The sequence below is a fragment of the Polaromonas sp. Polasp52 genome (assembly GCF_059491565.1).
Genome location: NZ_CP168513.1, coordinates 2,644,472 through 2,671,021, shown reverse-complemented (window position 1 = coordinate 2,671,021; position 26,550 = coordinate 2,644,472). Strand labels below are relative to the sequence as shown.

Genomic DNA, 26,550 nt, shown 5'->3' with positions numbered 1-26,550 from the left:
CTTGCGCGACATGCCCATGACCGCTTCCCGCTCCCTTCACGACAGCGCCCCTGTTTCATCCCAAGTGTTCCTGGCAAGCCTGCTCGGCCTGGCGCTGCTGCTGGCCTGGGACCATTCAGGCCTGGACCTGTGGATGGCGCACTGGTTCGGCTCCGCCACCGGCTTTGCCTATGAAGACCACTGGTTCTGGCGCGGCACGCTGCACGACGACATACGCTGGCTGCCATGGACGGTCGAACTGGCGCTGCTGGCGGCCGTGGCGCGGCCTTTCGGCGCCCTGCGAGGGTTGGCCGTAGAGCGCCGGGTGCAGCTGGCGCTGAGCACGCTGGTCTCGCTGCTGGTGGTGTCCACCCTCAAGCTGCACAGCCTCACGAGTTGCCCCTGGGAGCTGCGCGAGTTCGGCGGTACGGTGGCCTATGTGTCGCACTGGGCCTGGGGCCTGCGCGACGGCGGCAGCGGCGGCTGCTTTCCGGGCGGCCACGCCTCGGCGGGTTTTGCGTTTATCGGTGGCTTTTTTGCGCTGCGCCATACCCTGCCCCGGGCGGCGCGGCGCTGGCTGGCAGGGGCCCTGGCGGCGGGTCTGGCACTGGGGCTGGCGCAGCAGGTGCGCGGCGCCCATTACATGAGCCACACGCTCTGGACCGCCTGGCTGTGCTGGGCCTCGGCGGCGCTGGTCGACAACATCGTCACCCAGATGCTTTCGCAAAAGCCGTCACCGGCCCGGGCGCAGGTGCCCATGCTCGCACCGGGACGCTAGTCCGCAGCAGTAAGGTTCAGGCTACTCTGCAAATTTTCAGCATGTTGGTGCCACCGGGCGCGCCCATGGGCTCGCCGCAGGTGATGGCATACACATCACCGCTTTGCACGATATTGCGGCGCAGCAGGTGGCCTTCGGCCTGCTCGAGCGCGGTGTCGCGATCGGCGCTGGTGTCCATCAGCAGGGGGCGCACGTTGCGGTACAGCGCCATCTTGCGCTGCGTGGCCAGGCGCGGCGTGAGCGCGTAGATCGGCACGCGGATATCGTGGCGGCTCATCCACAAGGGGGTGGAGCCGCTGTCGGTCAGCGCCACGATGGCCTTGGCGCCCAGGTGGTGGGCGGTGAACAGCGCACCCATGGCGATGGACTGGTCGATGCGGCTGAAGGTCTTGCCGGAAAAATCGCCTTCCAGTTCCTTGTATTCGGCTTTCTCGGCTTCCTCGCAGATCTTGGCCATTTCCTCGACGGTCTCCAGCGGGTACTTGCCGGCGGCGGTTTCGGCGCTGAGCATCACCGCGTCGGTGCCGTCCAGCACCGCGTTGGCGACGTCGCTGACCTCGGCGCGCGTGGGCACCGGGTTGACGATCATGGACTCCATCATCTGCGTGGCGGTGATGACGACCTTGTCGCCGGCTCGCGCCATCTTGATCATGCGTTTTTGCAGGGCTGGCACGGCGGCGTTGCCGACTTCCACGGCCAGGTCGCCGCGGGCCACCATGATGCCGTCGCTGACCTGCAGGATTTCCTCGAGCTTGGGGATCGCTTCGGCGCGTTCGATCTTGGCGATCAGGCCGGGCTTGTGTTTATAGGGCGCGGCGGCCACGTTGCACAGCTGGCGCGCCATTTCCATGTCGGTGGCGTTCTTGGGAAAGCTCACGGCCACATAGTCGGCCTGGAAGCTCATGGCCGTCTTGATGTCTTCCATGTCTTTGGCGGTCAGCGCCGGGGCGGTGAGGCCACCGCCCTGCTTGTTGATGCCCTTGTTGTTGGACAGCTCGCCGCCCAGCTTGACGGTGGTGTGCACTTCTTCGCCGCGCACCATGTCGACGGTGAGCACGATCAGGCCGTCATTGAGCAGCAGCACGTCGCCGGCTTTCACGTCGCGCGGCAGTTCCTTGTAGTCCAGGCCCACGCCCTTGAGATCGCCGGGTTCGGTGCGCGAGGCATCGAGGATGAACTTCTCGCCGGGCTCGAGCTGGACCTTGCCTTCGGCGAACTTGCCGACGCGTATCTTGGGGCCCTGCAGGTCGGCCATGATGGCGACTTCGCGGCCGGCGCGCTGGGCGGCTTCGCGCACCAGCTGGGCCCGGTCCACATGATCCTGGGCAGTACCGTGGCTGAAATTGAGGCGCACCACGTTGACGCCGGCACGGATCATTTTCTCCAGCAGTGCAGGGTCGCTGGAGGCGGGTCCGAGGGTGGCAACGATCTTGGTGGCGCGACGCGGCATAGTGAATGTCTCCATGTAATTTAGTTTCCGATTTTCACACGGAAATAGTTACAAAGGCGTTACCAATTCGGCGCCCGTGGTCATCCCGGGGGCCTTGCGGCGGGAAAGAAGGCGCTCAGCCCGCGGCGCGTTTTTGCAAAATCTCGAAGGCCGGCAAGGTCTTGCCTTCCAGCACTTCGAGGAAAGCGCCGCCGCCGGTGGAGATATAACCGACCTGCTTTTCGATGCCGTACTTGGCGATCGCGGCCAGCGTGTCACCGCCGCCGGCAATGGAAAATGCGCTGCTTTCGGCGATGGCGCGCGCAATGCCTTCGGTGCCCTTGGCGAAGGCGTCGAATTCGAACACGCCGACCGGGCCGTTCCAGACGATGGTGCCGGCGGCCTTGAGCTGCGCGGCCAGCCGCGCCGTGGTTTGCGGGCCTATGTCGAGGATCAGGTCGTCATCGGCCACGTCGGTGGCGGCCTTGACGGTGGCCGGCGCATCGGCGGCAAAAGTCTTGGCGGTGACCACGTCGGTCGGGATCGGCACTTCGGCGCCGCGCGCCTTCATGGCGTCGATCACGGCCTTGGCTTCGGCCAGCAAATCGGCTTCGGCCAGGCTTTTGCCAATCTTGAGGCCGGCGGCCAGCATAAAGGTGTTGGCGATGCCGCCGCCCACGATGAGCTGGTCCACATTGGCGGCCAACGACTTGAGGATGGTCAGCTTGGTGGACACCTTGCTGCCGGCCACGATGGCGACCAGCGGCCGGCGCGGGCTGGACAGCGCCTTGGAGATCGCGTCCATTTCAGCGGCCAGCAGCGGGCCGGCGCTGGCCACGGGCGCGTACTGCGCGATGCCGTAGGTGGAGGCCTCGGCGCGGTGGGCGGTGCCGAAGGCGTCATGCACAAAGATGTCGCAAAGTGCGGCCATCTTGCGTGCGAGTTCTTCGCTGTTTTTCTTCTCGCCCTTGTTGAGGCGGCAGTTCTCGAGCAGCACCAGCTGGCCGGGTTTGACGTCGACGCCGTCCACCCAGTTGGGCACCAGGGCCACGTCGCGGCCCATGAGTTCGCCCAGGCGTTTGGCCACGGGCGCCAGCGAATCGGCGGGCTTGAACTCGCCCTCGACGGGGCGCCCGAGGTGGGAGGTCACCATGACCGCGGCACCGGCATCCAGCGCCATCTGTATGCAGGGAATCGAGGCGCGCACGCGCGTGTCTTCGGTGATGTTGCCGGCATCGTCCTGCGGCACATTGAGGTCGGCACGGATGAAGACGCGCTTGCCGGCAACTTTGCCGCTGGCGCACAGGTCGGAAAAACGGATGAAATTCATGGGAAGGCTCGCAAGGGAAGTGAAGTTTCAGGCCGGTGCCGGCCTGAGCTGCCGCAATTGTAGGCGGGCGTTTTTCCTGCAAGCCCGGCTGCGAGGCGCCTTTGCGTTTGCTTACCTACCAACCTAAAACGATATGCAGCGGCAAGTAAACCGCCATGCCGGCCAGGATGGTACCCAGCACGCCATGGCGCCAGTAATACCAGGCCGTGCCCGCGACGACGGCAAAGAGGCGCGCGTCCTTCCAGGTGGCGATCAGGTGGCCCTGGCTCATCACCATTTCGGGGATGATGACCGCCGCCAGCGCGGCAATGGGCGCGTAATGCAGGCCGCGCTGGGCCCAGGCCGGCAGGGTCCAGGGCTTGTCCGACAGGAAAAAGAAGCAGCGCGTGATGACGGTGATGGCCGTCATGCCGAGTATGGTGGCCACGGTCCAGAGATCGGTCTGGTTCATGCGGCGTCTCCGGTACCGGGGGCGGGTGCTGCGGATTTGGCCACCGGTTTTTCCAGCAGCAGGCAGACGGCCACCGCCGCGGCGATGGCCACCAGGATGTTGAGCTTGAGCGGCAGGGCAAAAGCGGCGACCGCCGCCGCGCCGGCAATGCCGGCCGACACCACGCGCAGCCGCGTGGTGGCCAGCGAGCACATGATGCCCAGCAAGGCCAGGATGCCGGCGAAGCCCAGGCCCCAGGACAGCGGGATGGAATTGGCCAGCGCGATGCCCAGCAGGCTGGCGCCCACCCAGCTGACCCAGCTGACGCCGCAGCTGCCGGCCCAGTAGGCCTCCTGCCCCTTGATCACCAGCGGGTCGCTGGATGGGTGCGGAAAACGCTTGGTGAACAGCACGTAGTTGAGGTCGGCCATGGCATAGCCGTAAAACAGGCGCCGCCACAGGCTCTGGTGCATCACATAAGGACGCAGGTGGGCGCTGAAGACCATGAAGCGCAGGTTCACGCAAAACGAGGTGGCCAGGATCACCCACATGGGAGCGCCGGCCACGATGAGCGGAAGGGCCGCCAGCTGGGAGCTGCCGGCAAATACCAGTATCGCCATCAGCAGCACCTCGATCAGGCTCATGCCCGACTTGGCCATGGCCACGCCGGTCATCAGGCCCCAGGCGGCAATGCCGGGCGCCACCGCCGCGAGTTCGCTGGCTCCGATGCGGAACTCCGGATGCTTGAACAATGTCTTCACAAAACCCTCATTCCTATTGATCTGCCGGCGCCTGGCTGAACACCATGCCGGGCCGGATGTCGAAACCGCGCAAAAAATCGGCCGCATCCAGCGCCTTGCCGCCGGCTTTTTGCAGGCGGCTCACACGCAGCACACCGTCGGCGGCCGCGATGTCTATGCCTTCAGCGCCGGCGGCCAGCACCTGGCCGACCTCCGCACCGGCAGGCCGGGCCGCGCCGGCGACGATTTCGGCGCGCCAGAACTTGAGGGTCTGGCCCTCCAGCACGCCGGCCGCGCCCGGAAAGGGGTTGAAGGCGCGTATGCGGCGCTCCAGCACGGCGGCGCGTTGCGCCCAGTCCATCATGGCCTCGTGCTTTTCAATCTTGTGGGCATAGGTCACGCCCTCGGCCGGCTGGGGCGTGGCCGTGAGGCCGCCGCAGGCCGCCAGTTCGAGCGCCTCAACAATGAGCCGCCCGCCGAGGCCGGCCAGCCTGTCGTGCAGGGAAGCGGTGGTGTCATCCGCGGCAATGCGCAGCTTGTCCACCAGCAGCATGTCGCCGGTATCAAGCCCGGCATCCATTTGCATGATGGTGATGCCGGTTTCCGCGTCGCCGGCCTCGATGGCGCGGTGTATGGGCGCGGCGCCGCGCCAGCGCGGCAGCAAGGAGGCATGGATATTGAGGCAGCCCAGCCGGGGGGTGTCCAGCACCCATTGGGGAAGGATCAGCCCGTAGGCGGCAACCACCATGAGGTCCGCTTTGGCCGCCAGGATGGCCTCACGGGCTGAAGCCGCGTCGTCGGGAAATTTGCCGTCCAGCCGCAGGCTGCGCGGCTGGGCGACGGGGATGTGGGCGCTTGCCGCCCATTGTTTGACGGGGGAAGCCTGCAGTTTCATGCCGCGGCCGGCGGGGCGGTCGGGCTGGGTCAGGACCAGGGGGATTTCAAAACCGGCTGCGTGCAATCTTTCAAGGGCCACGCGGGCGAACTCAGGGGTACCGGCAAATATGACGCGCATGGCGTCCGATTCTAAAGACCCCTGGGGAAATCCCGGGGTAGCGGCGGCAAAGCCCCGCGTATCACGCAAGCCGGCCGTGAACGAACGCTCAGCCGGCGGACTCGCGCTCCTCGTCCTTTTTCTGCTTGATCATCTTGGTCTTGATGCGGTTGCGCTTCAAGGGTGAGAGGTATTCCACAAACACCTTGCCCAGCAGATGGTCCATTTCATGCTGAATGCAGACCGCCAGCATGCCTTCGGCTTCATAGACCTGGGACTTGCCGTCCAGGTCCAGGGCCTGGACCTTGATGGCGATGGAGCGTTCGACCCCGTCATAAATACCGGGCACCGACAGGCAGCCTTCGTCGCCAACACGCTTTTCCTCGCTGGCCCAGAGGATTTCGGGGTTGATCAGCACCATGGGCTGGTTGCGCTCTTCGCTCACGTCGATGACGATCAGGCGCTCATGCACATTGACCTGGGTGGCGGCCAGGCCTATGCCGGAGGCCTCGTACATGGTTTCAAACATGTCGTCGGCCAGCTTGCGCAGGCGTGCATCAACGGCGGCCACGGGTTTGGCCACCGTGTGCAGGCGGGGGTCGGGGTAACGAAGAATGGTCAGCTGGCTCATGGGGGAAAGCAAGGGGAAATGAAGGCCCGAGGGGGAGATGTCGCTATTTTCGCCACTTTTCTCGGTTTTTCGGCATCCTGATATTCCCAGAATCGTGTATTCGTTGCTTAATCAAGGGCTTAGGTACAAAATCGTTAGTAATTTATCAAGATATGACACGACCATTTCCGCCTGATTCCGCTGCGGATCGCGCCGTGCCAATCCCCTAAAAGCGCCGAAGGCCTACAAAGATGCAAACAATTTTTGGTCGTTTCAGTCAAATTTCAATAGCCGCCACCGCCCTTCTGGGCCTCGCCGGCGGCCTGCATGCCCAGAATTTCCCCATCACACCGGGCCAAAAAGCAACAGCTGCCCAGGTGGCCCAGGCCGGGGTCCCTCTCAGTGAGCTGGCGCCCAATGCACCGGACGAATACACGGTCAAGCGCGGCGACACGCTGTGGGCCATCTCCGGCCTGTTCCTCAAAAGCCCGTGGCGCTGGCCGGAACTGTGGGGCATGAACCTGCAGGACATCCGCAACCCGCACCGTATCTACCCGGGCCAGCACCTGTACCTGGACAAAACCGGCGGCCGCGCCACCCTGCGCACGCGCCAGGCCTCCAGCGACGGCCCACCGACCGACACGGTGCGCGTTTCGCCCCGCACCCGCTATGAGTCCCTGGCCGACAACTCCATTCCCACACTGTCGCCCAACGTCATCGAACCCTTCCTCTCGGAAGCCGTCCTGGTGGACGACGCGACTTTCTCCAGGGCGCCCCGCATCGTCGCCGCCCAGGAAGGCCGCGTGCTGCTCAGCCGTGGCGACCGCGCCTATGCGCGCGGCGAATACGTGGGCGGTGTGGCCACCGGCACCCCTTTGAGCGATGCCAAAGACCAGCCGCTGGACTACCGCGTCTACCGCAATGCCACCCCCCTGAAAGACCCGACCACCCAGCAGATCCTGGGCTACGAGGCGCAATACATCGGCAAGGCCGAGTTGATGCGCGGCGAGTCCGTCATGCAGGTGCCGGGCAAGGACGGCAATCCGCACCCGGAAATCGTGCCCGCCACGATTGATATCGTCTCCACCAAGGAAGAAATGCGGGTCGGAGACCGCCTGCTTCCCGACCCGCCTCGGGAGATGGTCAGCTACGTTCCGCATGCACCCGCCACCCCGGTCACGGGCCAGATCGTGTCGATTTACGGCAGCGCCGTGGCGAATGCGGCGGAAAACCAGGTTGTGGTGATCAACCGGGGCGCCAAGGACGGCCTGGAGCGCGGCCATGTCGTGGCCATCCTCAAGGACGGCGAACGGCTGGCCGACAAAACCGACAGCGCGCGGCCGCAAATCAAGCTGCCCAATGAGCGCAACGGCCTGATGATGGTGTTCCGCACCTTCGACAAGCTTTCCTACGCGCTGATCCTGCAGATCACCGACGGCGTGAAAGTCGGCGACCGCTTCACCAACCCGAACTAAGGGCGCTGCCTGCGGCCGGGCGCGCCGTGGCGCGGCCCACCGGCAGCGGCTTCCCCGCCCGTCCAGACCGACGTGGATACCCAAGAGCTTCAGGCCTGGCTGCGGCTGACGCTTTCCCCCGGTGTGGGAAACGACACCGCGCGCAAATTGCTGGCCGCTTTTGGCTCGGCGCAAGCCATCTTTGGCCAGAGCGCGGCCGCCCTCAGGCAACTCGGCACCGAAAAACTGGCCAAAGCCATCCTGGAGGAGCCGCCGGCGCTGGCGGCCCAGTTGCGGCTCACCCTCGAATGGCTGCAGGCCGGCGACGACAGGCAGCTCGCCACGCTGGGCGATGCCGCCTACCCGGCGGCCTTGCTCGACATCGAAGACCCGCCCCTGATGCTTTACATGCTGGGCACGCTGGCCGGGAAGCCGGCAACGGCGCCCCATATTGCCATCGTGGGCAGCCGCAACCCGACGCCGCAGGGTGAAGCCAACGCCCGGCAGTTCGCCAAGGCCTTCGGCTCTGCCGGACTTTGTGTGGTGTCGGGTCTGGCCCTCGGCGTTGACGGTGCGGCGCATGACGGCGCTTTGCTGGGCGGCGGCGAGACGATTGCGGTGGTGGGCACCGGCCTGGACAGGGTCTATCCCAAAAAACATCTCGCGCTGGCGCACCGGATCACGCAGCAGGGCATGATCGTCAGCGAATTTCCTCTCGGTACGCCGCCGCTGGCGGCCAATTTCCCGCGGCGCAACCGCATCATTTCGGGCCTGTCCCGCGGCACCCTGGTCGTGGAGGCCGCGCTGCAATCGGGCTCGCTGATCACGGCGCGGCTGGCGGCCGAGCAGGGCAAAGAGGTCTTTGCGATTCCCGGCTCCATCCACTCACCCCAGTCGCGCGGCTGCCACGCGCTGATCAAACAGGGCGCCAAACTGGTGGAAGTGGCGCAGGATGTCCTGGAAGAGCTGAATCTCTCCGCCGCAGTCCCCGCGCCCAGCGGCGACGATGCGGCGGCGGGGCCACACGCCGCTGATCCGCTGGTCGCGGCCCTGGGCTTTGACCCTGTGAGCCTGGACGCCTTGCAGGCGCGCACCGGGCTGGACACCCCGCGGCTGCAGGCCGGGCTGCTGGAGCTTGAGCTGTGCGGGCAGGTGGTGCGCCTGCCGGGCGGACTGTTCCAGCGCCTGGCCACCGGTTGAGGCCTGCGGATTTCCCGCACGCGGCGAACCTCGCCGGGGGTTTGACACGGCCGGCGGCATCTGCGTTATATTGGGTGCATGTTTGAAGTACTGGTGTACGTCTACGAGAATTACTGGCAAGGTGACGCTTGTCCCGAACTCCACCGACTGAGCCGCAAACTCACCGCGGCGGGATTCGATGCCGAGGAAATCCAGGCGGCCCTTGTCTGGCTCGACGGCCTGAATGTCGCGGCCCAGGGCACGCAGATCAGCCTGCCGGCCAAAACCCCGCAGGCAGGCGATGAATCCCCCGCAAGCTCTCCCGCCATCCAGCCGCAATCGGCCGCCAGCCTGCGCGTGTACTCCGTCGCCGAGCAGGTGCACCTGGGCGCGCAAAGCCTGGGTTTTGTGAGCTTTCTTGAGTCCTCCGGCGTGCTGCCGCCGCACATGCGCGAGATCGTCATAGACCGCGCCATGGCGGCCCCCGGCGACCCGGTGACGCTGGACGACCTCAAAATCATCGTCCTCATGGTGTATTGGAGCTTTGGCGAAGAGCCCGACGCGCTGGTGCTCGATGAACTGTGCGACGACACGGAGTTCCGCCTGGCCCACTGAGCGCCAGGGGCCGCTCCCCCAAATACGTAAATTAAAGGCCTAGCCCAGCAGGCGCTCGGGATTGGCGTCCAGCTTGGCCAGCGCATCGCGCGTAGCGCGCACCGTCAGCGCTTCTTCTTCCGTCGGCACCAGCAAGCCCGCCTGCAGGTAGGCCGCAAGGCGGCGCGCCTGGATCAGGAAATTGCGGCCGTCGGCGGAGGCAAACAGGTGCAGCTGCTTGCGGCCGCTGCACCAGGCGAACTGCACATGGCTGACCTTGCCGTTGTGGTCCAGGCTGAACCAGGAACCCAACTGCAATTCCTTGGCCCAGGCGCGCATGGCCTCGGTGGGGTGGCTGCCGCCGTCGGCGATCACCTCGATGTCGGTGGCATCTATGCCGATCATGGTCACAAGGCTGTCGGTGTCCAGGGGCAGGTCCCCGACATCTTCATCGGACAGGTAATCCTCGAGGTTGGTCAGGCGCTTGGCCATGGCCTCCACCTTCTCCACGGGAATGGCCTCGGTTTTGGACATGAAAGCATCGGCCAGCGTATCGCTGATGACTTTCAGGTGCCCGTCCTGGTCGGCGACACTCAGGCCCAGCATGGACATCCCCAGGCGCAGCAGCTGCAGCAGCTTGGGCAGGTCGGCGATGACGCGCGCGCGGTCATTGCGGTTGGGTTTGGCGCTCGCCGCCCACACCAGGTCGACGGCGGCCCGCTTGAGCGTCAGGGTCTCTTCATGCTGCGGGCCGTTCTTCATGGCGGCGATCGCCAGCACCTCGGCCCATACCTTGAACAGGAACTCGCGGATTTCATCGCGCACCGACATGTCATTGAGCATGTTGCGCATCTCAATGGTGTACTGGATGGTCATGGTCTCTTTTTGCTCGACCTGCTGGGCCACGCTCACCACGCGGGCGGCGTTGCCGTGCTCCGAAAGAAACCGGGACAGGAATTTGTCGAATTCATCGTAGACGAGCTGGAACACCCGGCGACCGGTTTCGGGGTATTGCTCGATCACCTGCACGACGCGCTTGATCTCGGCTTCCAGCACGCCGCCCGCCACCGTGACGTCGAAGCCGAGCACGCACGAGCCCATGCGGTCTATCAGCCGGCGCGCGGGATGCTGCAGCGACTCGAAGAACTCGGGCTCCGAGATCGCCACGCGCAGCACCGGCATTTGCAGGCGCGCGAACCAGACACGGATCACCGCGGGAATCCGGTCTTCCGCGAGGATGCTCTGGAACATCAGGGCCACGATTTCAATCGTCGCCTTCTCGGAGGAAGTGGACGCGGCCTCCTTGAGCTTGGTGGTACGTTCGCGCAGGACGCCCACAGCGTGGTCCACCTGCGCCTGGCCGTAGACTTGTCCCGGCGCATCCACCAGCAGCGTACGCTCCCCGCCGGTTTCCTGCACGCGCTCCACGCTGGCCATGGCCTGCGCCAGCTGCGGCGAGGCCTGGCTGGGCCGCGTATCGTCGAAGCCCGCCGCCTGGTTTGACAGCAGGCGCTTGAGTTGCCCCATCACGCCCTGGGCGCGCATGCGCGCCCGGGCCAGGGGCGTGGTGGCGGTCTGCAGGCGGGTTTCGTCGTACACCCCCTGGCCGGGGCCCGTGGTGGCTTCCGGGCCTTTTGCCGCTTGGTGCTGGCCGGCGTGTACGGCACCGTTGCCTGGGCCGCCCTGGAAGCCCGGACCGGCCGCGCCGGCGCCCATGAAGCGGCCGCCACCCTGCCCGCCTCGCGCACCGCCACCGGCCGCGGCACCTGCTGCGCCCCGCGCAGCACTGCCGGCACCAGCGCCGGTGCCGCCGTAGGCAGATTCAGCGCCGCCGGCCCTGGACGAAGCCACGCCGGAAGCGCCTCCCCGGGCGACGCCGCCACGGACGCCACCCATGGAAGCCGGGCCGCGGCCGCCGGATAAGGACGGGCCTGCGCTTCCGGTGGATTCACCATAAGAAGGGGAGGCATTGCCGCCGCCGGCGCCGCCGTAAGCCCCGCCGCCCCCCATGCCGGAGCCGGCCGGACCGCCCTCACCCTGCGGATCTCTTCCCCTTTGCGCTTCGGGTGCCGTTTTGGCCGGGACGCCGGTGCCGGCGGCCGAGGGCGTGCGCTTGACCAGCGGCCTCAGGTCGATCTCGGCCATCACGCCCTGCTGCACCAGGAATTCGTTGGTGGCATGGTAGGTTTCGAGCAGGTGCTCGCCCATGTCCTTCTGGATGCCGCTCTGGACCGCCAGCCAGACCTCGCGCGGCAGGCCGGCCTTGCCCCATTGCTCCACCAGGTGCTGGGCGAGCACTTCGGGGCGCAGGATGTCCTGCTTGTGGAGCTCGGCGATCCCCTCCAGGTTCTGGATGCGCAAACGAAGGTCGTTGAGTTCCCAGCTCGTGAAATCGAGCAGGCGCAAGGCCAAGCGTGAGGCGAGGATCTTGTCCTCCATCACGTCGTTGTCCATCAATTCGAATTTTCCGCTGTCCAGGAAGCGGGCCGGCGAATTGGCGGCGGGGATGGTCCGCGCATTGGCCCAGGCGGCGGTCGTGCCGCGGACCCAGGCATCGCCGCTTTTCTGGAAGGCCAGCCAGCCGTCGCGCCTTTCCTGCATGTCGCGGGCGCTGCCCGGCTGGTCGACCAGCGCGGACAGCTTGTCTTGAATGGTTTTGGCCAGCGCGGGCAATATCCGTGCGGCACGCTCCGTAAACAGCGCGCGAGCCTGCTCGACCAGAAGACTGTTATTTTTGTTGCTTGGCACGACCGCCCTGGGTGATTAACCTATAGCTTACACCGTAGCCCCTGCGTTGGGGTCATTCGGATCTTCGCCTTTTTTGGCCGGCGCCTTGACCAGGTCTTCCCGCTTGATGCCCAGCCACATCGCGATCGCGGCGGCCACAAAAACCGAGGAATAAATACCGAACAGAATGCCTATGGTCAGCGCCAGGGCGAAGTAGAACAGCGTCGGGCCGCCGAACAGCAACATCGACAACACCATGATCTGGGTCGAGCCGTGGGTGATGATGGTGCGGCTGATGGTGGAAGTGATCGCGTTGTCGATGATCTCTACGGTGTTCATCTTGCGGTAACGGCGGAAGTTCTCGCGGATCCGGTCGAAGATCACCACCGACTCATTGACGGAATAGCCCAGCACCGCCAGCACGGCGGCCAGCACGGCCAGCGAAAACTCCCACTGGAAGAACGCGAAGAAGCCCAGGATGATGACGACGTCGTGCAGGTTGGCGATGATGGCCGCCACCGCGTATTTCCATTCAAAACGGAAGGCCAGGTAGACCATGATGCCGAACACCACCATGGCCAGCGCCTTGAGCCCGTCGTGGGCCAATTCCTCACCGACCTGCGGGCCGACAAATTCCGTGCGGCGCAGCGTCACCTCGGGGCTGGCCGCCTTCAGGGCCGCCAGCACCTTGTCGCTTTGCTGGGCGGTGCTTACCCCCTTCTGGGCCGGCAAGCGGATCATGACATCGCGCGAGGTGCCGAAGTTCTGCACCTGCACGTCGGTGAATCCCAGGCCGGCCACGGTGTCGCGGATTTTGCCGACGTCAGCCGCCTGGGTGTAGTTCACCTCCATCAAGGTGCCGCCGGTGAACTCGACCGACAGGTGCAGGCCGCGCGTGATCAGGAAGAAGACGGCCAGCGCGAAGGTGGCAAAACTGATGACATTAAAAATCAGGGCATGCCGCATGAACGGGATGTCGCGCCGGATTTTGAAGAATTCCATCTGGGGTCCTTGGGGAAACTCGAGAAAAAGGCCGGGATTATTTAGTCGCCACGGCGCCGGAGGCGGCGGGCCGCCACACGGTGCCAATGGAGACCGACTTGAGCTTTTTCTGGCGGCCGTACCAGAGGTTGACCAGGCCGCGCGAGAAAAACACCGCCGAGAACATGCTGGTCAGAATGCCTATGCAGTGCACCACCGCAAAGCCGCGCACCGGGCCTGAGCCGAAGGCCAGCAATGCCAGACCGGCGATCAGCGTCGAGATGTTGGAGTCCAGGATGGTGGCCCAGGCCCGTTCGTAGCCGGCGTGGATGGCCGCCTGCGGCGACGACCCGTTGCGCAGCTCCTCACGCACGCGTTCGTTGATCAGCACGTTGGAGTCGATGGCCATGCCCAGCGCCAGCGCCATGGCCGCCATGCCGGGCAATGTCAGGGTCGCCTGCAGCATGGACAGCACCGCCACCAGCAGCAGCAGGTTGACGGCCAGGGCCAGGCCGGAGAACAAGCCAAACAGCATGTAATAGGCCGCCATGAACGCGACGATCACGACAAACCCCCAGGACACGCTGTGAAAGCCCTTGGAGATGTTGTCGGCGCCCAGGGTCGGGCCTATGGTGCGCTCCTCGATGATTTCCATGGGCGCGGCCAGCGAGCCGGCGCGCAGCAGCAGCGCCAGGTCATTGGCCTCGGTCACGCTCATGGAGCCGGAAATCTGGAAGCGGTTGCCGAGTTCGCCCTGGATGACGGGCGCGGTCAGCACCTCGCCCTTGCCTTTTTCGAACAGCAAAATGGCCATGCGCTTCTTGAGGTTCTCGCGGCTGGTGTCGCGCATGATGCGCCCGCCCTTGGCGTCGACCGTGAGGTCCACCTTGGGCTGCTGGTTCTGCGAATCAAAGCCGGGCTGCGCGTCCGTCAGGCTCTCGCCAGTCAGGATCACCTGTTTCTTGACGATCACCGCCTGGCCGTTGCGCTCGAAGAAGCGCTCGTCGCCGAAAGGAACCGCGCCGGTATTGCTGGCGGCGGCCCGGGCTTCGGCACTGTCGTCCACCAGGCGCATTTCCAGCGTGGCGGTGCGGCCCAGGATGTCCTTGGCCTTGGCCGTGTCCTGCACGCCGGGCAGTTGCACCACGATGCGGTCTATGCCCTGCTGCTGGATCACCGGCTCGGCAACGCCCAGCTCGTTGATGCGGTTGTGCAGGGTCACGATGTTCTGCTTGAGCGCCTGGTCCTGGATGCGGCGCGCGGCTTCGGGCTTGATGGACGCCGTCAGCTTGTACTCCGTGCCGTCCGGCACATCGACAGTCTGCAGGTCGGCGAACTGGTCCTGGATCAGCCCCTTGGCCGAGGCCAGGGTGGCGGAGTCGCGCAGCCTGATCTCAATGGCCTGGCCGTTGCGGCTGATGCCGCCGTGGCGGATGTTCTTTTCGCGCAGGGACAGGCGGATGTCGCCGGCCAGGGACTCGGCGCGTTTGGTCAGCGCCGCCTGCATGTCCACCTGCAGCATGAAGTGGACGCCGCCGCGCAGGTCCAGCCCCAGGTACATCGGGAAAGCGTGCAGCGAGGTCAGCCAGGCGGGCGAGCGCGACAGCAGGTTGAGCGCGACCACGTAGGCCGGGTCGTTCGCGTCGGGCGCCAGGGCTTTCTGGATGGCGTCCTTGGCCTTGAGCTGCGTGTCGGTGTCGCCGAAACGCGCCTTGATCGAACTGCCCTCGAGCGTGATGGCGTCGGCCGCGATGCCGGTGTCCTTCAGAGCCTGCTCGACCTTGGCCAGCGTCGTGCTGTCGACCTTGATGGTGGATTTGCTGCTGGATACCTGTACCGCGGGCGCTTCGCCGAAGAAATTGGGCAGCGTATACAAAGCCGCGATCAGCAGCGCGACCACGATGATGGCGTACTTCCAGGCCGGATAACGATTCATGGGAGGGCTGTTCCTGGTGGACAAATGAACAAAAGGGGCGCCCGCATCAAGCCGCAGCAGCCCCGATATACCGAAAAGCCCCGTGAAGCTTCACGGGGCCTTGAAGACTTACTTGGCCGTGCTGATCGCGCCCTTGGGCAGGACCTGGATGATGGCGCTGCGCTGCAGCTGCACCTCAACGCCGGGGGCCAGTTCCAGGGTCAGGTAAGCATCGCCCAGCTTGGTCACCTTGCCGAGCAGGCCGCCGGCCGTCGCGACTTCATCGCCCTTGGCCAGCGCGTCGATCATGGCGCGGTGCTCTTTTTGCTTCTTCATCTGCGGGCGGATCATGACGAAATACAGCACCACAAACATCAGCACCAGGGGCAGCATGCCCGTCAGCGAGGACATCATGTCACCACCGGCGGCTGCAGCGGGAGCGGTTTGGGCAAAGGCGGAAGAAATGAACACGGCTAACTCCACAACATAATAAAAACACACTGGCGCGCGCGCCGTCCGGCACGGACGGTGCACGGAGTCCACGATTGTATGCGGCGGGGCAAGCGCCCCAAGGGGTAACTGGCGCGCGCCAGGGGCTTTTCAAGCCGGCTTTACGCGCAAAGGGCCGCCGCGGGCATGGCCGCGGCGGCCCTCATCGGGAGGGAAAGGCCCGGGCGGGCTCAGGCCGCTTTCCGCTGGACGGTAGATCCGGGGCTACGAAAGGCTTGCATCAAGGCGGCCCACTGCGGCCGCGCGGCGGCCAGATGGCGCACCTTGACATGGCCATAACCCTTGATCATTTCGGGAATCCGGGCGATTTCCAGTGCCGTGGCATGGTTTTCGGCCGTCAGCCCCGCCAGCACTTCCGAAAGGCTGGCCTTGTATTCCTCGATCAGGGCGCGCTCGGTGCGCCGCTCTTCGGTGCGGCCGAACACATCCAGCGGCGTGCCGCGCAAGCCCTTCAGGCGGGCCAGCAGCTTGAACGCTCCCAGCATCCAGGGGCCAAATTGCTTCTTCTGCAGCTCGCCCTTGTCGTTTTTGGCGGCGATCAGGGGCGGCGCCAGGTGGTAATGCAGCTTGAAGTCGCCTTCAAACATGGCGTTGACCTTGCCCAGGAAGGCCGTGTCGGTGTGCAGGCGCGCCACTTCATACTCGTCCTTGTAGGCCATCAGCTTGAACAGGTAGCGCGCCACGGCTTCGGTCAGCGTCGTTTTGCCCAGCACCGCCTCGGCACCCCGCACCTGTTCGACAAAGGACTGGTAGGCCTGGGCGTAGGCGGCGTTCTGGTAGGCCGTGAGGAAGTCCACGCGCTTGGCCAGCATTTCGGCCAGGGCCGGCTTCTTCACGAATTCGATGACCTGCGCCGCCTTGAACAGCGCCCGCACCGAGGCCAGGTCGTGCGCGCAGCGACGGCCCCATTCAAAAGCCGCCTTGTTGTTGTCGACCTGCACGCCGTTGAGCTCGATGGCCCGCATCAGCGCGGCATGCGACAGCGGCACGCGTCCCTTTTGCCAGGCAAAGCCCAGCATCAACGGGTTGGTGTAAATCGAGTCGCCCACCAGCTGCACCGCCACCTCCTCGGCATCGAAGCTGCCCAGCAAGTCAGCGCCCACTGCGGAAGTTACGGCGCTTTCGCAATTGCCGCCGGGGAACTGCCAGCCCGGGTTCTTCACAAAGGCCGCCGTCGGCGTGCCGTGCGAATTCATGGCCACGTAGGTGCGGCCCGGCTGCATGACGGTGAGGGTGTATTTGCTGGCGGCCACGATCGGGTCGCAGCCTATGACCAGGTCGGCCTTGGCGGTGTCCACCTTGGTGGTGTAGATCGCCTCGGGGCGGTTGGCGATCTGGATGTGGCTCCAGGTGGCGCCGCCTTTTTGCGCCAGGCCGCCCGCATCCTGCGTGACCACGCCCTTGCCTTCCATGTGGGCCGCCATGCCCAGCAACTGGCCTATGGTGATGACGCCGGTGCCGCCCACGCCGCCCACGACAATGCCCCAGGCGTTTTCCGCCACGGGCAATACCGGCTCGGGAACCGGCGGCAGGCCGGAGACGCCGCCCTTCTTTTCTTTCTTCGGTTTCTTCAGCTGCCCGCCCTCGATGGTGATGAAGCTGGGGCAGAAGCCCTTCACGCAGGAATAGTCCTTGTTGCAGGTGTTCTGGTTGATGCGGCGCTTGCGGCCGAATTCGGTTTCCAGCGGCTCGACCGACAGGCAGTTGGACTGCACCGAGCAGTCGCCGCAGCCCTCGCAGACCAGCTCGTTGATCACCACGCGCTTTTCCGGGTCCACCAGGGTGCCGCGTTTGCGGCGCCGGCGCTTTTCCGTCGCGCAGGTCTGGTCGTAAATGATGGCGGTCGTGCCCTTGATCTCGCGGAACTCGCGCTGGATGCGGTCCAGCTCGTCGCGGTGGTGCACGGTCACGCCCTCAAGCAGCGGCGCGCCGTCGTATTTCTGCGGTTCGTCGGTCACGATCACCAGCTTGGCCACGCCTTCGGCGCGCAGGCTTTGCATGATCTGCAGCACCGAGTGGCCCTCGGGCCGCTCGCCGACCTGCTGGCCGCCCGTCATGGCGACCGCATCGTTGTAGAGGATTTTGTAGGTGATGTTCACGCCCGAGGCGATGGCCTGGCGTATCGCCAGCAACCCGCTGTGGAAGTAGGTGCCGTCGCCGAGGTTGGCAAAAATGTGCTGGTCGGTCGTGAAGGCCGCCTGGCCCACCCAGGTCACGCCTTCGCCGCCCATCTGCGTGAAGGTGGAGGTGGAGCGGTCCATCCAGGTCGCCATGTAGTGGCAGCCTATGCCGGCGACGGCGCGCGAGCCCTCGGGCACGCGCGTGCTGGTGTTGTGCGGGCAGCCGCTGCAAAACCAGGGCGCGCGCTCGCCGGTGTCGGCCTTGGCTTCGGCCAGCGCGCGCTCGCGCGCCTCGATCACGGCCAGGCGCTCGTCCATGCGCGAGACCACGTCGGCCGGCACGCCCAGTTTTTTCAAGCGCTTGGCGATCGCCTTGGCGATGATGGCCGGCGTCAGGTCGGCCTTGGCGCGCAGCAGCCAGTTGTCGCTCGGGTTGGAGCGGCCCCATTCACCGCCGGACTGGTCGCCTTCGGGCTCGTCGAACTTGCCCAGCACATTGGGCCGCACGTCGGCGCGCCAGTTGTAGAGCTCTTCCTTGAGCTGGTATTCGATGACCTGGCGTTTTTCCTCCACCACCAGGATTTCCTGCAGGCCTTCGGCGAAGTCGCGCGTGATGGTCGCCTCCAGCGGCCAGACCACGTTGACCTTGTGCAGGCGTATGCCCAGCTGGTGGCAGGTGGGCTCATCCAGCCCGAGGTCGGCCAGGGCCTGGCGCGTGTCGTTGAAGGCCTTGCCGCTGGCGATCAGGCCGAAACGGTCCTTGGGGCCCGCGATGACGTTGTAATTGAGCTTGTTGGCGCGGATGTACGCGAGCGCCGCATACCATTTGTAGTCCATCAGCCGGGCTTCCTGCTCCAGCGGCGCGTCGGGCCAGCGGATGTGCAGGCCGCCGGGCGGCATTTCGAAGTCTTCGGGCAGGATGATCTTCACGCGGTCGGGGTCGACCAGGATGGAGCTCGACGACTCCACGACTTCCTGGATGGTTTTCATGCCCGACCAGACCCCCGAAAAACGGCTCATGGCAAAGGCATGCAGCCCCATGTCCAGGATGTCCTGCACATTGGACGGGAAGAACACCGGCAGGCCGCAGGCCTTGAAGATGTGGTCGCTCTGGTGGGCGGCGGTGGAACTCTTGGAGACATGGTCGTCACCGGCAATCGCGATCACGCCGCCGTGTTTGGCGGTGCCCGCCATGTTGGCGTGCTTGAAGACGTCCGAGCAGCGGTCCACGCCCGGGCCCTTGCCGTACCAGATGCCGAACACGCCGTCGAATTTTTTGCTTTGCGGGTACAGGTCCAGCTGCTGGGTGCCCCAGACGGCGGTGGCGCCCAGTTCCTCGTTGACGCCGGGCTGGAACACGATGTTCTGCGCGGCCAGGTGCTTTTTGGCGGCCCACAGCGCCTGGTCGTAGCCGCCCAGCGGCGAGCCGCGGTAGCCGCTGACAAAACCCGCCGTGTTCAGGCCCGCCATGGCATCGCGCGTGCGCTGCAGCATGGGCAGGCGGACCAGCGCCTGCACGCCGCTCATGAAAGCGCGGCCGTGCCCTAAAGAATATTTATCGTCAAGCGTGACGGTTTCCAGGGCCTTGCGGATGTGTTCAGGTAGGGGCGCGTTCATGTTCGTGGGTCTCCAGGACTGTTTTTGATACCGCCTTGTGGGCAGCTGCAAAAGGGCCGCCGCCCGCTTAGGGCGGGCCCTCTATATGCATGCAAAGTGTATGCCGCCGGCCCTGATATGTCTTTGCTTTGTTTGCCCTATTTAGCCCACTTTCAGAAAGAATCTTGCTGCAAAATGGCAAATATGGAAACATTAGACAAGTTTGACATCGCCATCCTGAATGAGTTGCAGCGCGACGCGCGGCTGACCAACACCGAACTGGCTTCGCGCGTGGGCCTGTCAGCCGCGCCCTGCTGGCGGCGCGTGCGGGCGCTGGAAGAAAGCGGTTTCATCACCGGCTACCGGGCCGAGATCAATCGCCACAAGATAGGGTTGGGCGTGCTGGCTTTTGTGCGGCTGGACGCCGACCGCAACAGCGGCGACGCCACGCGCCAGCTGGAGGAGGCCATCAAAAAGCTGCCGGAAATTGTGTCCTGCCACTACATCAGCGGCACCGGCACGTTTGAACTGCAGGTGGTGGCGCAGGACCTGGAGGCCTTCAGCAAGTTTGCGCTGCAGAACCTGATCAACCTGCCCAATGTGAAGGACCTGCACACCAGTTTTTCACTGGGGGAGGTCAAGGCCAGCAGCGCGCTGCCGCTGGGGCATTTAGCCTAGATGCACGCGGGCAAGTGCTTGCAAAAGTGAGGTGCTTGTATGGCTGGAGATCGCCCAGGGCTTTATTTCCGGGACGGTTTCTCGCCATTCACCATTCTGCCGTCGGGCAGGATTACCCACTTGTCGGTATTGATCATATTGCCGTCAACGTTGATTCGCCATTTGCCCAAATCCATATAGGCGACGACGGAGTGGCAATTTGCCGAGGAAGTGCAAAGTAAAAACTGGGCCAGCCCGTCCGAGGCGCTATTTTTGAAATACCAGGAAGACCACCACTTAAAGTAGACAGGCTTATTGGCTTCATTTGAGTTCGTGGCAACCAGATACGCCGCCACGCCTTTTTTGGCCGGCGGAAACATTTCCGAGGAAACGATGCGATAGGCACCGATGCCGACGCTGGCGGCATACGCGGCAACAATGCCAAAAATCCAGGCGATGACTTTTGTTTTCGGGCTCATGGGGAACACAGGTTTGGGCGCGGCGCTCATGGCCTCTATGGCGTGAAACGGCAATTGCCCGGCTGACTTCAGTACGATGTTAGCTTGCCTTGACGCAAGCGGGTACTTTATCTCCCCGTGAGGCCGCCCTTTTCGTTTTTCCTCTTTGCCACCCCGGAGCCCGCCATGACGAAATTCCGCAATGCCATTTGCGCGCTGTTCCTGATGACCTTCATGCTGGCACCAGGCAGCCTGATGGCGCAGCCGGCCGGCCCCGAGGCGCTGCCCATGCGCAACCTGCAGATCGAAGTGCGGCAAGCCGGCAGCAGCCTGCGCTCGCAAAGTGCCCTGGGCGCGCAGGGCGGGATCGTGCTGCAGCCGGGCCGCTCGGGCGCCAATGCCCACATCACGGCCCAGGACAACCAACGCAGCGACACGCGCGATCTGGTGCAGCGTGTGCTGGTGCTCAACGGCCGCCCCGCCAACATCAACCTGGGCAACAGCCAGCCGCTGCGGCTGGTGCAGGGACGCCAGGCCGCCACCGTGTTCATCGATGCCAACAGCGGTTTTTCGGCCCGACCGCTCTGGTATGGCGGCGACAGCGTGGAGCTGGAACTGGCCGCGGGGCAGGCCAGCCGCACCGGCTCGTCGCCGATGGCGCCCTTGTCCTCATCGTCCACCAGCACGTCGCTGAGCGTGCGCCTCGGGGAATGGGTCACCGTGGCGGAGTCCGACGACGCGAGCGCCGGCAACAGCAGCGGCATCGCCGACAGCCGGCAATCCACCCGGCGGGACGGAATGCGGGTCGAAGTCCGCCTCTCCGTACGTTAGAAAAGAATTCAGTCGCGCACGCAGCGCGCGACGAGAGGCAGCAGGGGATAACGCAGCACCGCCTCGCGTCCGCTGGCGCCCAGGCCGAATTCGGCGCGCATGCGCGGGTTGCTGTACACCGTCTGCCGCGGTCCCTCGCCGCCGGCATCGCGCTGCAGCAGGTCCTGGCCGCCGGGTCCTTCCAGCAGCGCGGTGTCGTCGATGAATTTGACGCGGAACGTTATGCCGTGCTCGCAGCGGTACAGCGGGCCGTCGGCCTGCCAGTTGCCGCCGGCGCAGCCGCCCAATGCCGCCGCGGCCAGCAGCGCCGCACAGATGTTCCATGGCTTGTTCATTGATGGCTCCTGGAGGGTTCAGCGGGGCCAGAGCACCCACAGCCGCAACGGCTGGTTCATGCGCGCGGCGAGCTGGCCGGCCTCGGGCCCGGTGCCGGCGAAATAGTCGGCCCGCACCGCGCCCACGATGGCGCTGCCGGTGTCCTGGGCCAGCACCAGTTTTTGCAGGCTGCCGGCCCCGCCGCGCGAGGCCAGCCACACGGGCGTGCCGTAGGGAATGCTGCCCGGATCGACCGCGATGGAGCGACCCGGCGTGAGCGCCACGCCCTGCGCGCCCTTGGGGCCGAATGCGGCGTCGAGCTCGCTCAGGGGCTGCTCCTGGAAAAAGGTGTAGCGCGGGTTGCTCCAGAGCATCTGCTGCACGCGCTGCGGCGGGTTTCTCGCGGCCCAGGCCTTGGTGGATTCGACCCAGGGTGCCGTCATGCGGCCTTCGCCCTGGTCCAGCAGCCATTGGGTGACGCTGCGAAAGGGCTGCTCGTTGGAGCCGGCATAGGCCACGCGCACCATGCGCTGCGAGCCGTCGGCCTCGGTCAGGCTGAGCCGGCCCGAGCCCTGGATGTGCAGCGACATGGCCTCGACCGGGTCGGCCAGCCAAGCGATCTCGCGGCCGCGCAGCGCCGCCCTGGCTTCGGGCAGGGTGTCGATTTCCTGGCGCGAGTACCAGGGCTTGCGGCTGGCCAGCGAGGCCGGCGGGCGGTACAGCGGCACTTCGTAGCCGGCGCCGGCCTGGCGGCTGGCCTTGAGCACGGGTTCGTAATAACTGGTCAGCAGCCCGTCGGCCGCGCCCTGCAGGTTCTCGACCCGGTAGGGCTGCAGCCGGCTCACCATCCAGTTGCGCTGCGCTTCGGCCGAGGCGATGCTCAGGCGCCTGACCTCGGCGCACAGGGGCGCAAACACCGGGCCCGGCCGCTCGCAGCTCTTGAGCCAGGCGTTCCAACCCTCGAACAGCGCGTCCTCCTCAAAGCCCGGCAGTTCGGCCCAGCGCACCGCGACCCAGCGGCTTTTGCCCTGCAGCATGGGCGCGGGCAAGGGGCCGGAATCGCCGGGGCGGCTGCCGGCTGCGGTGGGCTCTCCCGGTACCGATGAAGGCGGCAGCGGCGGGCTGGCGCAGGAGGCCAGCAAAGCCGCGATGGCGATAATCGTCCCCATCCGCATGGAGCGCATGGGACGCCTTTCATGCCTGGCGCGTATCGACGGAATCCAAGGAAATGTCATGGCCTTACTTTTGCTGGAAGCCCTGGGGGCATTGCTGCTGCTGGTGTTCATTGTGTGGTGGACGATGTTTTCAGGCCGCAAGAACGGCGAACTGAAGGAGCCGGAACCGCCGGCGCCCGCCGCACAGCCCCGCAAGGATTAAATCCGGCCTGCGGCACTACAGGTTGCGCAGCAGGTTGGCGAGCTCCACCGCCGATTTGACACCCATTTTGTCAAACACCCGCGCGCGGTGGACTTCCACGGTACGCACGCTGATATCCAGCTGGTCCGCGACCAGCTTGTTGGGCAGGCCGCCCACGACCAGCCGCATCACGTCGCGCTCGCGGTCGGTGAGGCCGTCGATGCGGGACTGCAGACCGGTGGACTCGCTGTGCTGCGCCAGCGCCGCGGCGGAATGTTTGAGCGCCTGCTCGATGCGGTCCACCAGCGCATTGTCCGAAAACGGTTTTTCGCAAAAATCAAAGGCCCCGCGCTTGACGGCGTCGACGGCGGTGGGGACGTCGGCATGGCCCGTGAGAAAAATCACCGGCAAGGTCGGCAGCAAGCCATAGCCGATCAGTTTTTCAAACATGGCCAGGCCGCTCAGGCCGGCCATGCGCACATCCAGCAGCAGGCAGGAGGGCGAGCGCACCTCGAAGCCCTTGGACACCCGGGCGTCAAAGGCCTCGGCACTGTCGAAGGTCTCGCTCAACAGGCGGCGCGAACGCAGCAGCCAGGCCAGTGCGTCGCGCACGCTGGCGTCGTCGTCGACGATGTAGACCGTGGCATTGTGAATCGGTTCCATGGCTGTCCTTCAGGCTTGCGGTGGATCGCCGTCCCGGGGCGGCGCCGCGGGCAGGGTGAAACTGAAAATCGTACCCTGCGGCTCGGCGGCTTCAAATCCGAGGAAACCGCCGTGCTGTTCTATCACGGTGCGGCACAGGCTGAGTCCCAGGCCCATGCCTTCTTCCTTGGTAGTGAAAAAGGGCGTGAACAGCCGCTCCGCGACGTCCCCGGCAATGCCCTCGCCGCGATCGATCACCGCGAACTCGACCCAGCGGCTGTGCGCGTTGGAAGCGGCCGGGCGTATGCGCAGGGTCAGCACCTTTTCGGCCTGCGCCGCGCCGCCGGCCGGCTGCGCGCCTTCGGCCAGGGCCTGCATGGCCTGCATGCCGTTGCGCGAGAGGTTGAGCAGCACCTGCTCGACCATGGTGCGGTCGCACAACACGGGCTCGCAGGCTTCATCGACCTCGATGACGACGCGCACGCCGAGCTTGCGGGCTTGCAGGCTCACCAGCGGCATGATGGCGTCGAGCAGCGCGCGCGGCTGGACCGCCTCGCGCACCTGGTCGCGCCGGCGCACGAAGTCGTGCACGCTCTTGATGACCTTGCCGGCGCGCTCGGCCTGCTCGGCGATGCGGCGCATGGCCAACTGCAGGTCTTCGGACAGCGGGGCCGGCGTCGGGGCAGCCGCGCCGGTTTCCTCCTGCAGCAGGTTGAGCGATCCGGTGGCGTAACTCGAAATCGCCGCCAGCGGCTGGTTCAGTTCGTGGCTCAGCAGCGAGGCCATTTCACCGACCATGGCCAGCCTGGCCGTGGCCTGCAGGCGGTCCTGGCTGGCGCGCGAGAGCTCCTCGACGCGGCGCTGCTCGCTCACGTCCAGGATGGCGCTCATCCAGCCGGTGTGCTTGCCCACGGCGTTGATCAGCGGGGCCTCCATGATCAGCACCGGAAAGCGCGTGCCGTCGCGCCGCATGAACACCGACTCATGGCCTTCGCGCGGCAGGTTGCTGCCCGCCAGCCGGATTTCCTGGCGCTGCTGGTAGACACCGGCGAGCTCCGGCGGCCAGTAGGGCGAGGGAAAACTCTGGTTCAGCAAATCCTTGGCTTCCACGCCCACCATCTTGCAAAAAGCCGGATTCACATAGGTGATGCGGCCCTGCAGGTCGCGCGCGCGCAGCCCGGTGAGCACCGAGTCCTCCATGGCCTTGCGAAAGGCCAGCGCCTCGCCCAGGTCGTGTTCGACCTTGAGCCTGCGCCGCATGTCCCTGGCCAGCAGGAAGAGCACCGCCATCAGCGCCAGCGACATGGCGGTCACCAGCGCGGTCAGCACGTTGGGAAACAGGGCCGGCGTGCCCAGCCGGCTCTCCATGCGCACGACCAGCGTGTTGCCCGGCAGGTCCAGCAGCTGCTGCGCGATGTAGATGCGGTTGCCACGCGAGGGTACGCCGTGCAGCGCCAGCCGCGTGCCGTCGGCCTCGGTGAAGGACAGGCCGACGCCGCGCGCCAGCTGCCGGCCCACCAGCTCGCCCAGAATGTCCTGCAGCGAATAGGTGGCCACGGTGTAGCCCGCGAGGCGGCCGCCCACCACGATGGGCAGGCACATGTCCAGCACCTCCAGGCCCAGGCCGTCGGGCTGCGGCATGAAATAGCTGGTGGAATAGGCCGAGCCGCTCAGGCGCCGGGCCGTGGTGCAGGTCAGGGCCACGTCGGCCTGCATGCTGGCCCTGCCCAGCCGCTCGAACACCGAAGTGCGGTAGGGAGTCTCGACAAAGGCCAGCACGTCCAGCGACTCGCTGCGCCATTCGAGCCGCATGATCTCGCGGTGCTCGCGCAGCACTTCGGCGGCCGGCGCATGCCAGGCCCCGGGGGTGCGCTCGCCGGACTGCAGCGCCTGGAAAGTCTGGATGTTGCGCGTGAGGCCCGAGCGGATGTCGGTGACGGTTTCAGCGGCGTCGTGCTCGAGCCGGCTTTGCACCATGCTGGATTCATAGCGCCCCGCCAGCCACACCAGGATGCCCAGCAAGGCGACGACCAGCGCCACCAGCAGGCCCCACAGCGCCCATCGCCGGCTGGCCCGGCTCACGTTGATGCGCGCAAACTTCACGCCCTGCGGCTCCTCACAGGACGCGGTGGCCCAAGGCCGGCAGGCGCTCGCGCACGCCGCGCAGGTTGGCGGCCTGGACTTCGGCCATCACCACCCCCGCGCCCTCCTCGCGCTCGGCGAGGATCTGCCCCCAGGGATCGACGGCCATGGTGTGGCCCCAGGTATGGCGCCCGTTTTCATGGACACCGCCTTGGGCCGCCGCCAGCACATAGGCCTGGTTTTCGATGGCCCGCGCGCGCAGCAGGACTTCCCAGTGCGCCTGGCCGGTGGTGTAGGTGAAGGCGCTGGGCACCAGCAGCACGTCGGCCTGCAAGGCGCGGTACAGCTCGGGAAAGCGCAGGTCGTAGCAGACGCTCATGCCTATGGTGTAGACATGGCCGTCGCGCGACGCAAGCTCGAAACGCACGGGCTGCGCGCCGGGTTCCAGCACGCGCCTTTCGTCGTAGTCTTCCTGGCCCTGGGCGAAGCGAAACAGGTGGATCTTGTCGTAGCGGGCCGCGCTTTCCCCCGAAGGCGCGTAGGCCAGCGAGCAGTTGCGCGCGCGGGCAGGATCCTCCGTGGCCATGGGCAGGGTGCCACCCACGATCCAGAGTCCCAGTTCGCGCGCCGAGCGGCCCAGGAAATCCTGGATGGGCCCCTGCCCCGGAGACTCCTGGAACTGCAGCTTGTCGGTGTCCTTGCGGCCCATGATGCAGAAGTACTCGGGAAGCACCGCGAGTTCGGCGCCCTGCGCCGCGGCTTGCCCGAGCAACTGGCGCGCCACCTCGAGGTTGTCCTCGATGCGGGTGCCCGACACCATTTGAATAGCGGCTACTTTCATGG

At 65.8% G+C, this 26,550-nt stretch carries 24 protein-coding genes; 7 read left to right on the top strand and 17 right to left on the bottom strand.

Annotated elements, in window-relative coordinates; all coding sequences use genetic code 11:
* The first annotated feature begins 16 nt into the window (after positions 1 to 16).
* The gene (locus tag ACEN9P_RS12475; protein ID WP_495619419.1) at positions 17 to 757 is read left to right on the top strand and encodes a phosphatase PAP2 family protein; all 741 of its coding nucleotides are present in this window, start codon (positions 17 to 19) and stop codon (positions 755 to 757) included.
* A gap of 16 nt (positions 758 to 773) precedes the next feature.
* Here the strand turns inward: ACEN9P_RS12475 and pyk are convergent, their stop codons facing one another.
* The 6 genes from pyk to def form a co-directional block, all read right to left on the bottom strand.
* The gene (gene pyk / locus ACEN9P_RS12470; RefSeq protein ID WP_074579120.1) at positions 774 to 2,207 is read right to left on the bottom strand and encodes a pyruvate kinase; all 1,434 of its coding nucleotides are present in this window, start codon (positions 2,205 to 2,207) and stop codon (positions 774 to 776) included.
* A gap of 115 nt (positions 2,208 to 2,322) precedes the next feature.
* Positions 2,323 to 3,516, bottom strand: a complete 1,194-nt coding sequence (locus tag ACEN9P_RS12465; protein ID WP_495619418.1) for a phosphoglycerate kinase — start codon at positions 3,514 to 3,516, stop codon at positions 2,323 to 2,325.
* Positions 3,517 to 3,631: 115 nt separating this feature from the next.
* Entirely contained in the window at positions 3,632 to 3,967 is a 336-nt protein-coding gene (locus ACEN9P_RS12460) for an AzlD domain-containing protein (protein ID WP_495619417.1), read from the bottom strand.
* Entirely contained in the window at positions 3,964 to 4,707 is a 744-nt protein-coding gene (locus ACEN9P_RS12455) for an AzlC family ABC transporter permease (protein ID WP_477662085.1), read from the bottom strand. The genes ACEN9P_RS12460 and ACEN9P_RS12455 overlap by 4 nt, the downstream gene beginning before the upstream one ends.
* A gap of 13 nt (positions 4,708 to 4,720) precedes the next feature.
* Positions 4,721 to 5,701 carry a methionyl-tRNA formyltransferase gene (fmt, locus tag ACEN9P_RS12450; protein WP_495619416.1) on the bottom strand — a complete coding sequence of 327 codons (981 nt, stop codon included), beginning with the start codon at positions 5,699 to 5,701 and terminating at the stop codon, positions 4,721 to 4,723.
* Positions 5,702 to 5,789: 88 nt separating this feature from the next.
* On the bottom strand, positions 5,790 to 6,311 hold the full coding sequence (gene def / locus ACEN9P_RS12445) for a peptide deformylase (RefSeq protein ID WP_495619415.1): 522 nt from the start codon (positions 6,309 to 6,311) through the stop codon (positions 5,790 to 5,792).
* A gap of 230 nt (positions 6,312 to 6,541) precedes the next feature.
* Here def and ACEN9P_RS12440 point away from each other — a divergent pair, with 230 nt between their 5' ends.
* The 3 genes from ACEN9P_RS12440 (at position 6,542) to ACEN9P_RS12430 (ending at position 9,538) form a co-directional block, all read left to right on the top strand.
* A complete protein-coding gene (locus ACEN9P_RS12440) occupies positions 6,542 to 7,765 on the top strand; it encodes a LysM peptidoglycan-binding domain-containing protein (protein ID WP_495619414.1) in 1,224 nt (407 codons plus the stop codon).
* Between the two features lie 72 nt (positions 7,766 to 7,837).
* Positions 7,838 to 8,944, top strand: coding sequence for a DNA-processing protein DprA (dprA, locus tag ACEN9P_RS12435; RefSeq protein WP_495619413.1), 1,107 nt, complete (start codon positions 7,838 to 7,840; stop codon positions 8,942 to 8,944).
* A 78-nt stretch (positions 8,945 to 9,022) separates the two neighbouring features.
* Complete coding sequence (locus ACEN9P_RS12430; protein ID WP_495619412.1) at positions 9,023 to 9,538, top strand: Smg family protein; 516 nt, start codon at positions 9,023 to 9,025, stop codon at positions 9,536 to 9,538.
* Between the two features lie 39 nt (positions 9,539 to 9,577).
* Here ACEN9P_RS12430 and ACEN9P_RS12425 read toward each other — a convergent pair whose 3' ends face one another.
* From ACEN9P_RS12425 to ACEN9P_RS12405, 5 genes are all read right to left on the bottom strand, one after another.
* On the bottom strand, positions 9,578 to 12,265 hold the full coding sequence (locus ACEN9P_RS12425; RefSeq protein ID WP_495619411.1) for a DUF1631 family protein: 2,688 nt from the start codon (positions 12,263 to 12,265) through the stop codon (positions 9,578 to 9,580).
* Between the two features lie 27 nt (positions 12,266 to 12,292).
* A complete protein-coding gene (secF, locus tag ACEN9P_RS12420; protein ID WP_495619410.1) occupies positions 12,293 to 13,246 on the bottom strand; it encodes a protein translocase subunit SecF in 954 nt (317 codons plus the stop codon).
* A 37-nt stretch (positions 13,247 to 13,283) separates the two neighbouring features.
* On the bottom strand, positions 13,284 to 15,161 hold the full coding sequence (secD, locus tag ACEN9P_RS12415; protein WP_495619409.1) for a protein translocase subunit SecD: 1,878 nt from the start codon (positions 15,159 to 15,161) through the stop codon (positions 13,284 to 13,286).
* Positions 15,162 to 15,269: 108 nt separating this feature from the next.
* Positions 15,270 to 15,611: a preprotein translocase subunit YajC gene (gene yajC, locus ACEN9P_RS12410; protein WP_036839126.1), complete on the bottom strand. Its 342-nt coding sequence runs from the start codon at positions 15,609 to 15,611 to the stop codon at positions 15,270 to 15,272.
* 209 nt (positions 15,612 to 15,820) lie between these two features.
* Positions 15,821 to 19,387, bottom strand: a complete 3,567-nt coding sequence (locus tag ACEN9P_RS12405) for an indolepyruvate ferredoxin oxidoreductase family protein (protein ID WP_495619408.1) — start codon at positions 19,385 to 19,387, stop codon at positions 15,821 to 15,823.
* A 183-nt stretch (positions 19,388 to 19,570) separates the two neighbouring features.
* On the opposite strand from ACEN9P_RS12405, the gene ACEN9P_RS12400 reads away from it, so the two are divergent.
* Positions 19,571 to 20,044: an Lrp/AsnC family transcriptional regulator gene (locus ACEN9P_RS12400; RefSeq protein ID WP_007870093.1), complete on the top strand. Its 474-nt coding sequence runs from the start codon at positions 19,571 to 19,573 to the stop codon at positions 20,042 to 20,044.
* 62 nt (positions 20,045 to 20,106) lie between these two features.
* Here the strand turns inward: ACEN9P_RS12400 and ACEN9P_RS12395 are convergent, their stop codons facing one another.
* Positions 20,107 to 20,532: a hypothetical protein gene (locus ACEN9P_RS12395; protein WP_495619407.1), complete on the bottom strand. Its 426-nt coding sequence runs from the start codon at positions 20,530 to 20,532 to the stop codon at positions 20,107 to 20,109.
* A 135-nt stretch (positions 20,533 to 20,667) separates the two neighbouring features.
* On the opposite strand from ACEN9P_RS12395, the gene ACEN9P_RS12390 reads away from it, so the two are divergent.
* Positions 20,668 to 21,312 (top strand): hypothetical protein, encoded by a 645-nt coding sequence (locus ACEN9P_RS12390; protein WP_495619406.1) that lies wholly within the window; start codon positions 20,668 to 20,670, stop codon positions 21,310 to 21,312.
* Positions 21,313 to 21,320: 8 nt separating this feature from the next.
* Here the strand turns inward: ACEN9P_RS12390 and ACEN9P_RS12385 are convergent, their stop codons facing one another.
* The gene (locus tag ACEN9P_RS12385) at positions 21,321 to 21,647 is read right to left on the bottom strand and encodes a hypothetical protein (RefSeq protein WP_495619405.1); all 327 of its coding nucleotides are present in this window, start codon (positions 21,645 to 21,647) and stop codon (positions 21,321 to 21,323) included.
* An 18-nt stretch (positions 21,648 to 21,665) separates the two neighbouring features.
* Positions 21,666 to 22,913: a murein transglycosylase A gene (mltA, locus tag ACEN9P_RS12380; protein ID WP_477662098.1), complete on the bottom strand. Its 1,248-nt coding sequence runs from the start codon at positions 22,911 to 22,913 to the stop codon at positions 21,666 to 21,668.
* Between mltA and ACEN9P_RS12375 the strand changes: the two genes are divergently transcribed.
* Positions 22,861 to 23,004 (top strand): hypothetical protein, encoded by a 144-nt coding sequence (locus ACEN9P_RS12375; RefSeq protein ID WP_477662099.1) that lies wholly within the window; start codon positions 22,861 to 22,863, stop codon positions 23,002 to 23,004. The two genes, mltA and ACEN9P_RS12375, sit on opposite strands and share 53 nt — an antisense overlap.
* 15 nt (positions 23,005 to 23,019) lie before the next feature.
* Here ACEN9P_RS12375 and ACEN9P_RS12370 read toward each other — a convergent pair whose 3' ends face one another.
* Genes ACEN9P_RS12370 through ACEN9P_RS12360 form a run of 3 tightly spaced genes read right to left on the bottom strand, consistent with a single transcriptional unit; the run spans position 23,020 to position 26,548 of the window.
* Positions 23,020 to 23,646, bottom strand: a complete 627-nt coding sequence (locus tag ACEN9P_RS12370) for a response regulator transcription factor (protein WP_007870111.1) — start codon at positions 23,644 to 23,646, stop codon at positions 23,020 to 23,022.
* 9 nt (positions 23,647 to 23,655) lie between these two features.
* Positions 23,656 to 25,728: a two-component system sensor histidine kinase NtrB gene (locus ACEN9P_RS12365; RefSeq protein WP_477662100.1), complete on the bottom strand. Its 2,073-nt coding sequence runs from the start codon at positions 25,726 to 25,728 to the stop codon at positions 23,656 to 23,658.
* 13 nt (positions 25,729 to 25,741) lie between these two features.
* Positions 25,742 to 26,548 (bottom strand): carbon-nitrogen hydrolase family protein, encoded by an 807-nt coding sequence (locus ACEN9P_RS12360; RefSeq protein WP_495619404.1) that lies wholly within the window; start codon positions 26,546 to 26,548, stop codon positions 25,742 to 25,744.
* Between the last annotated feature and the right edge of the window lie 2 nt (positions 26,549 to 26,550).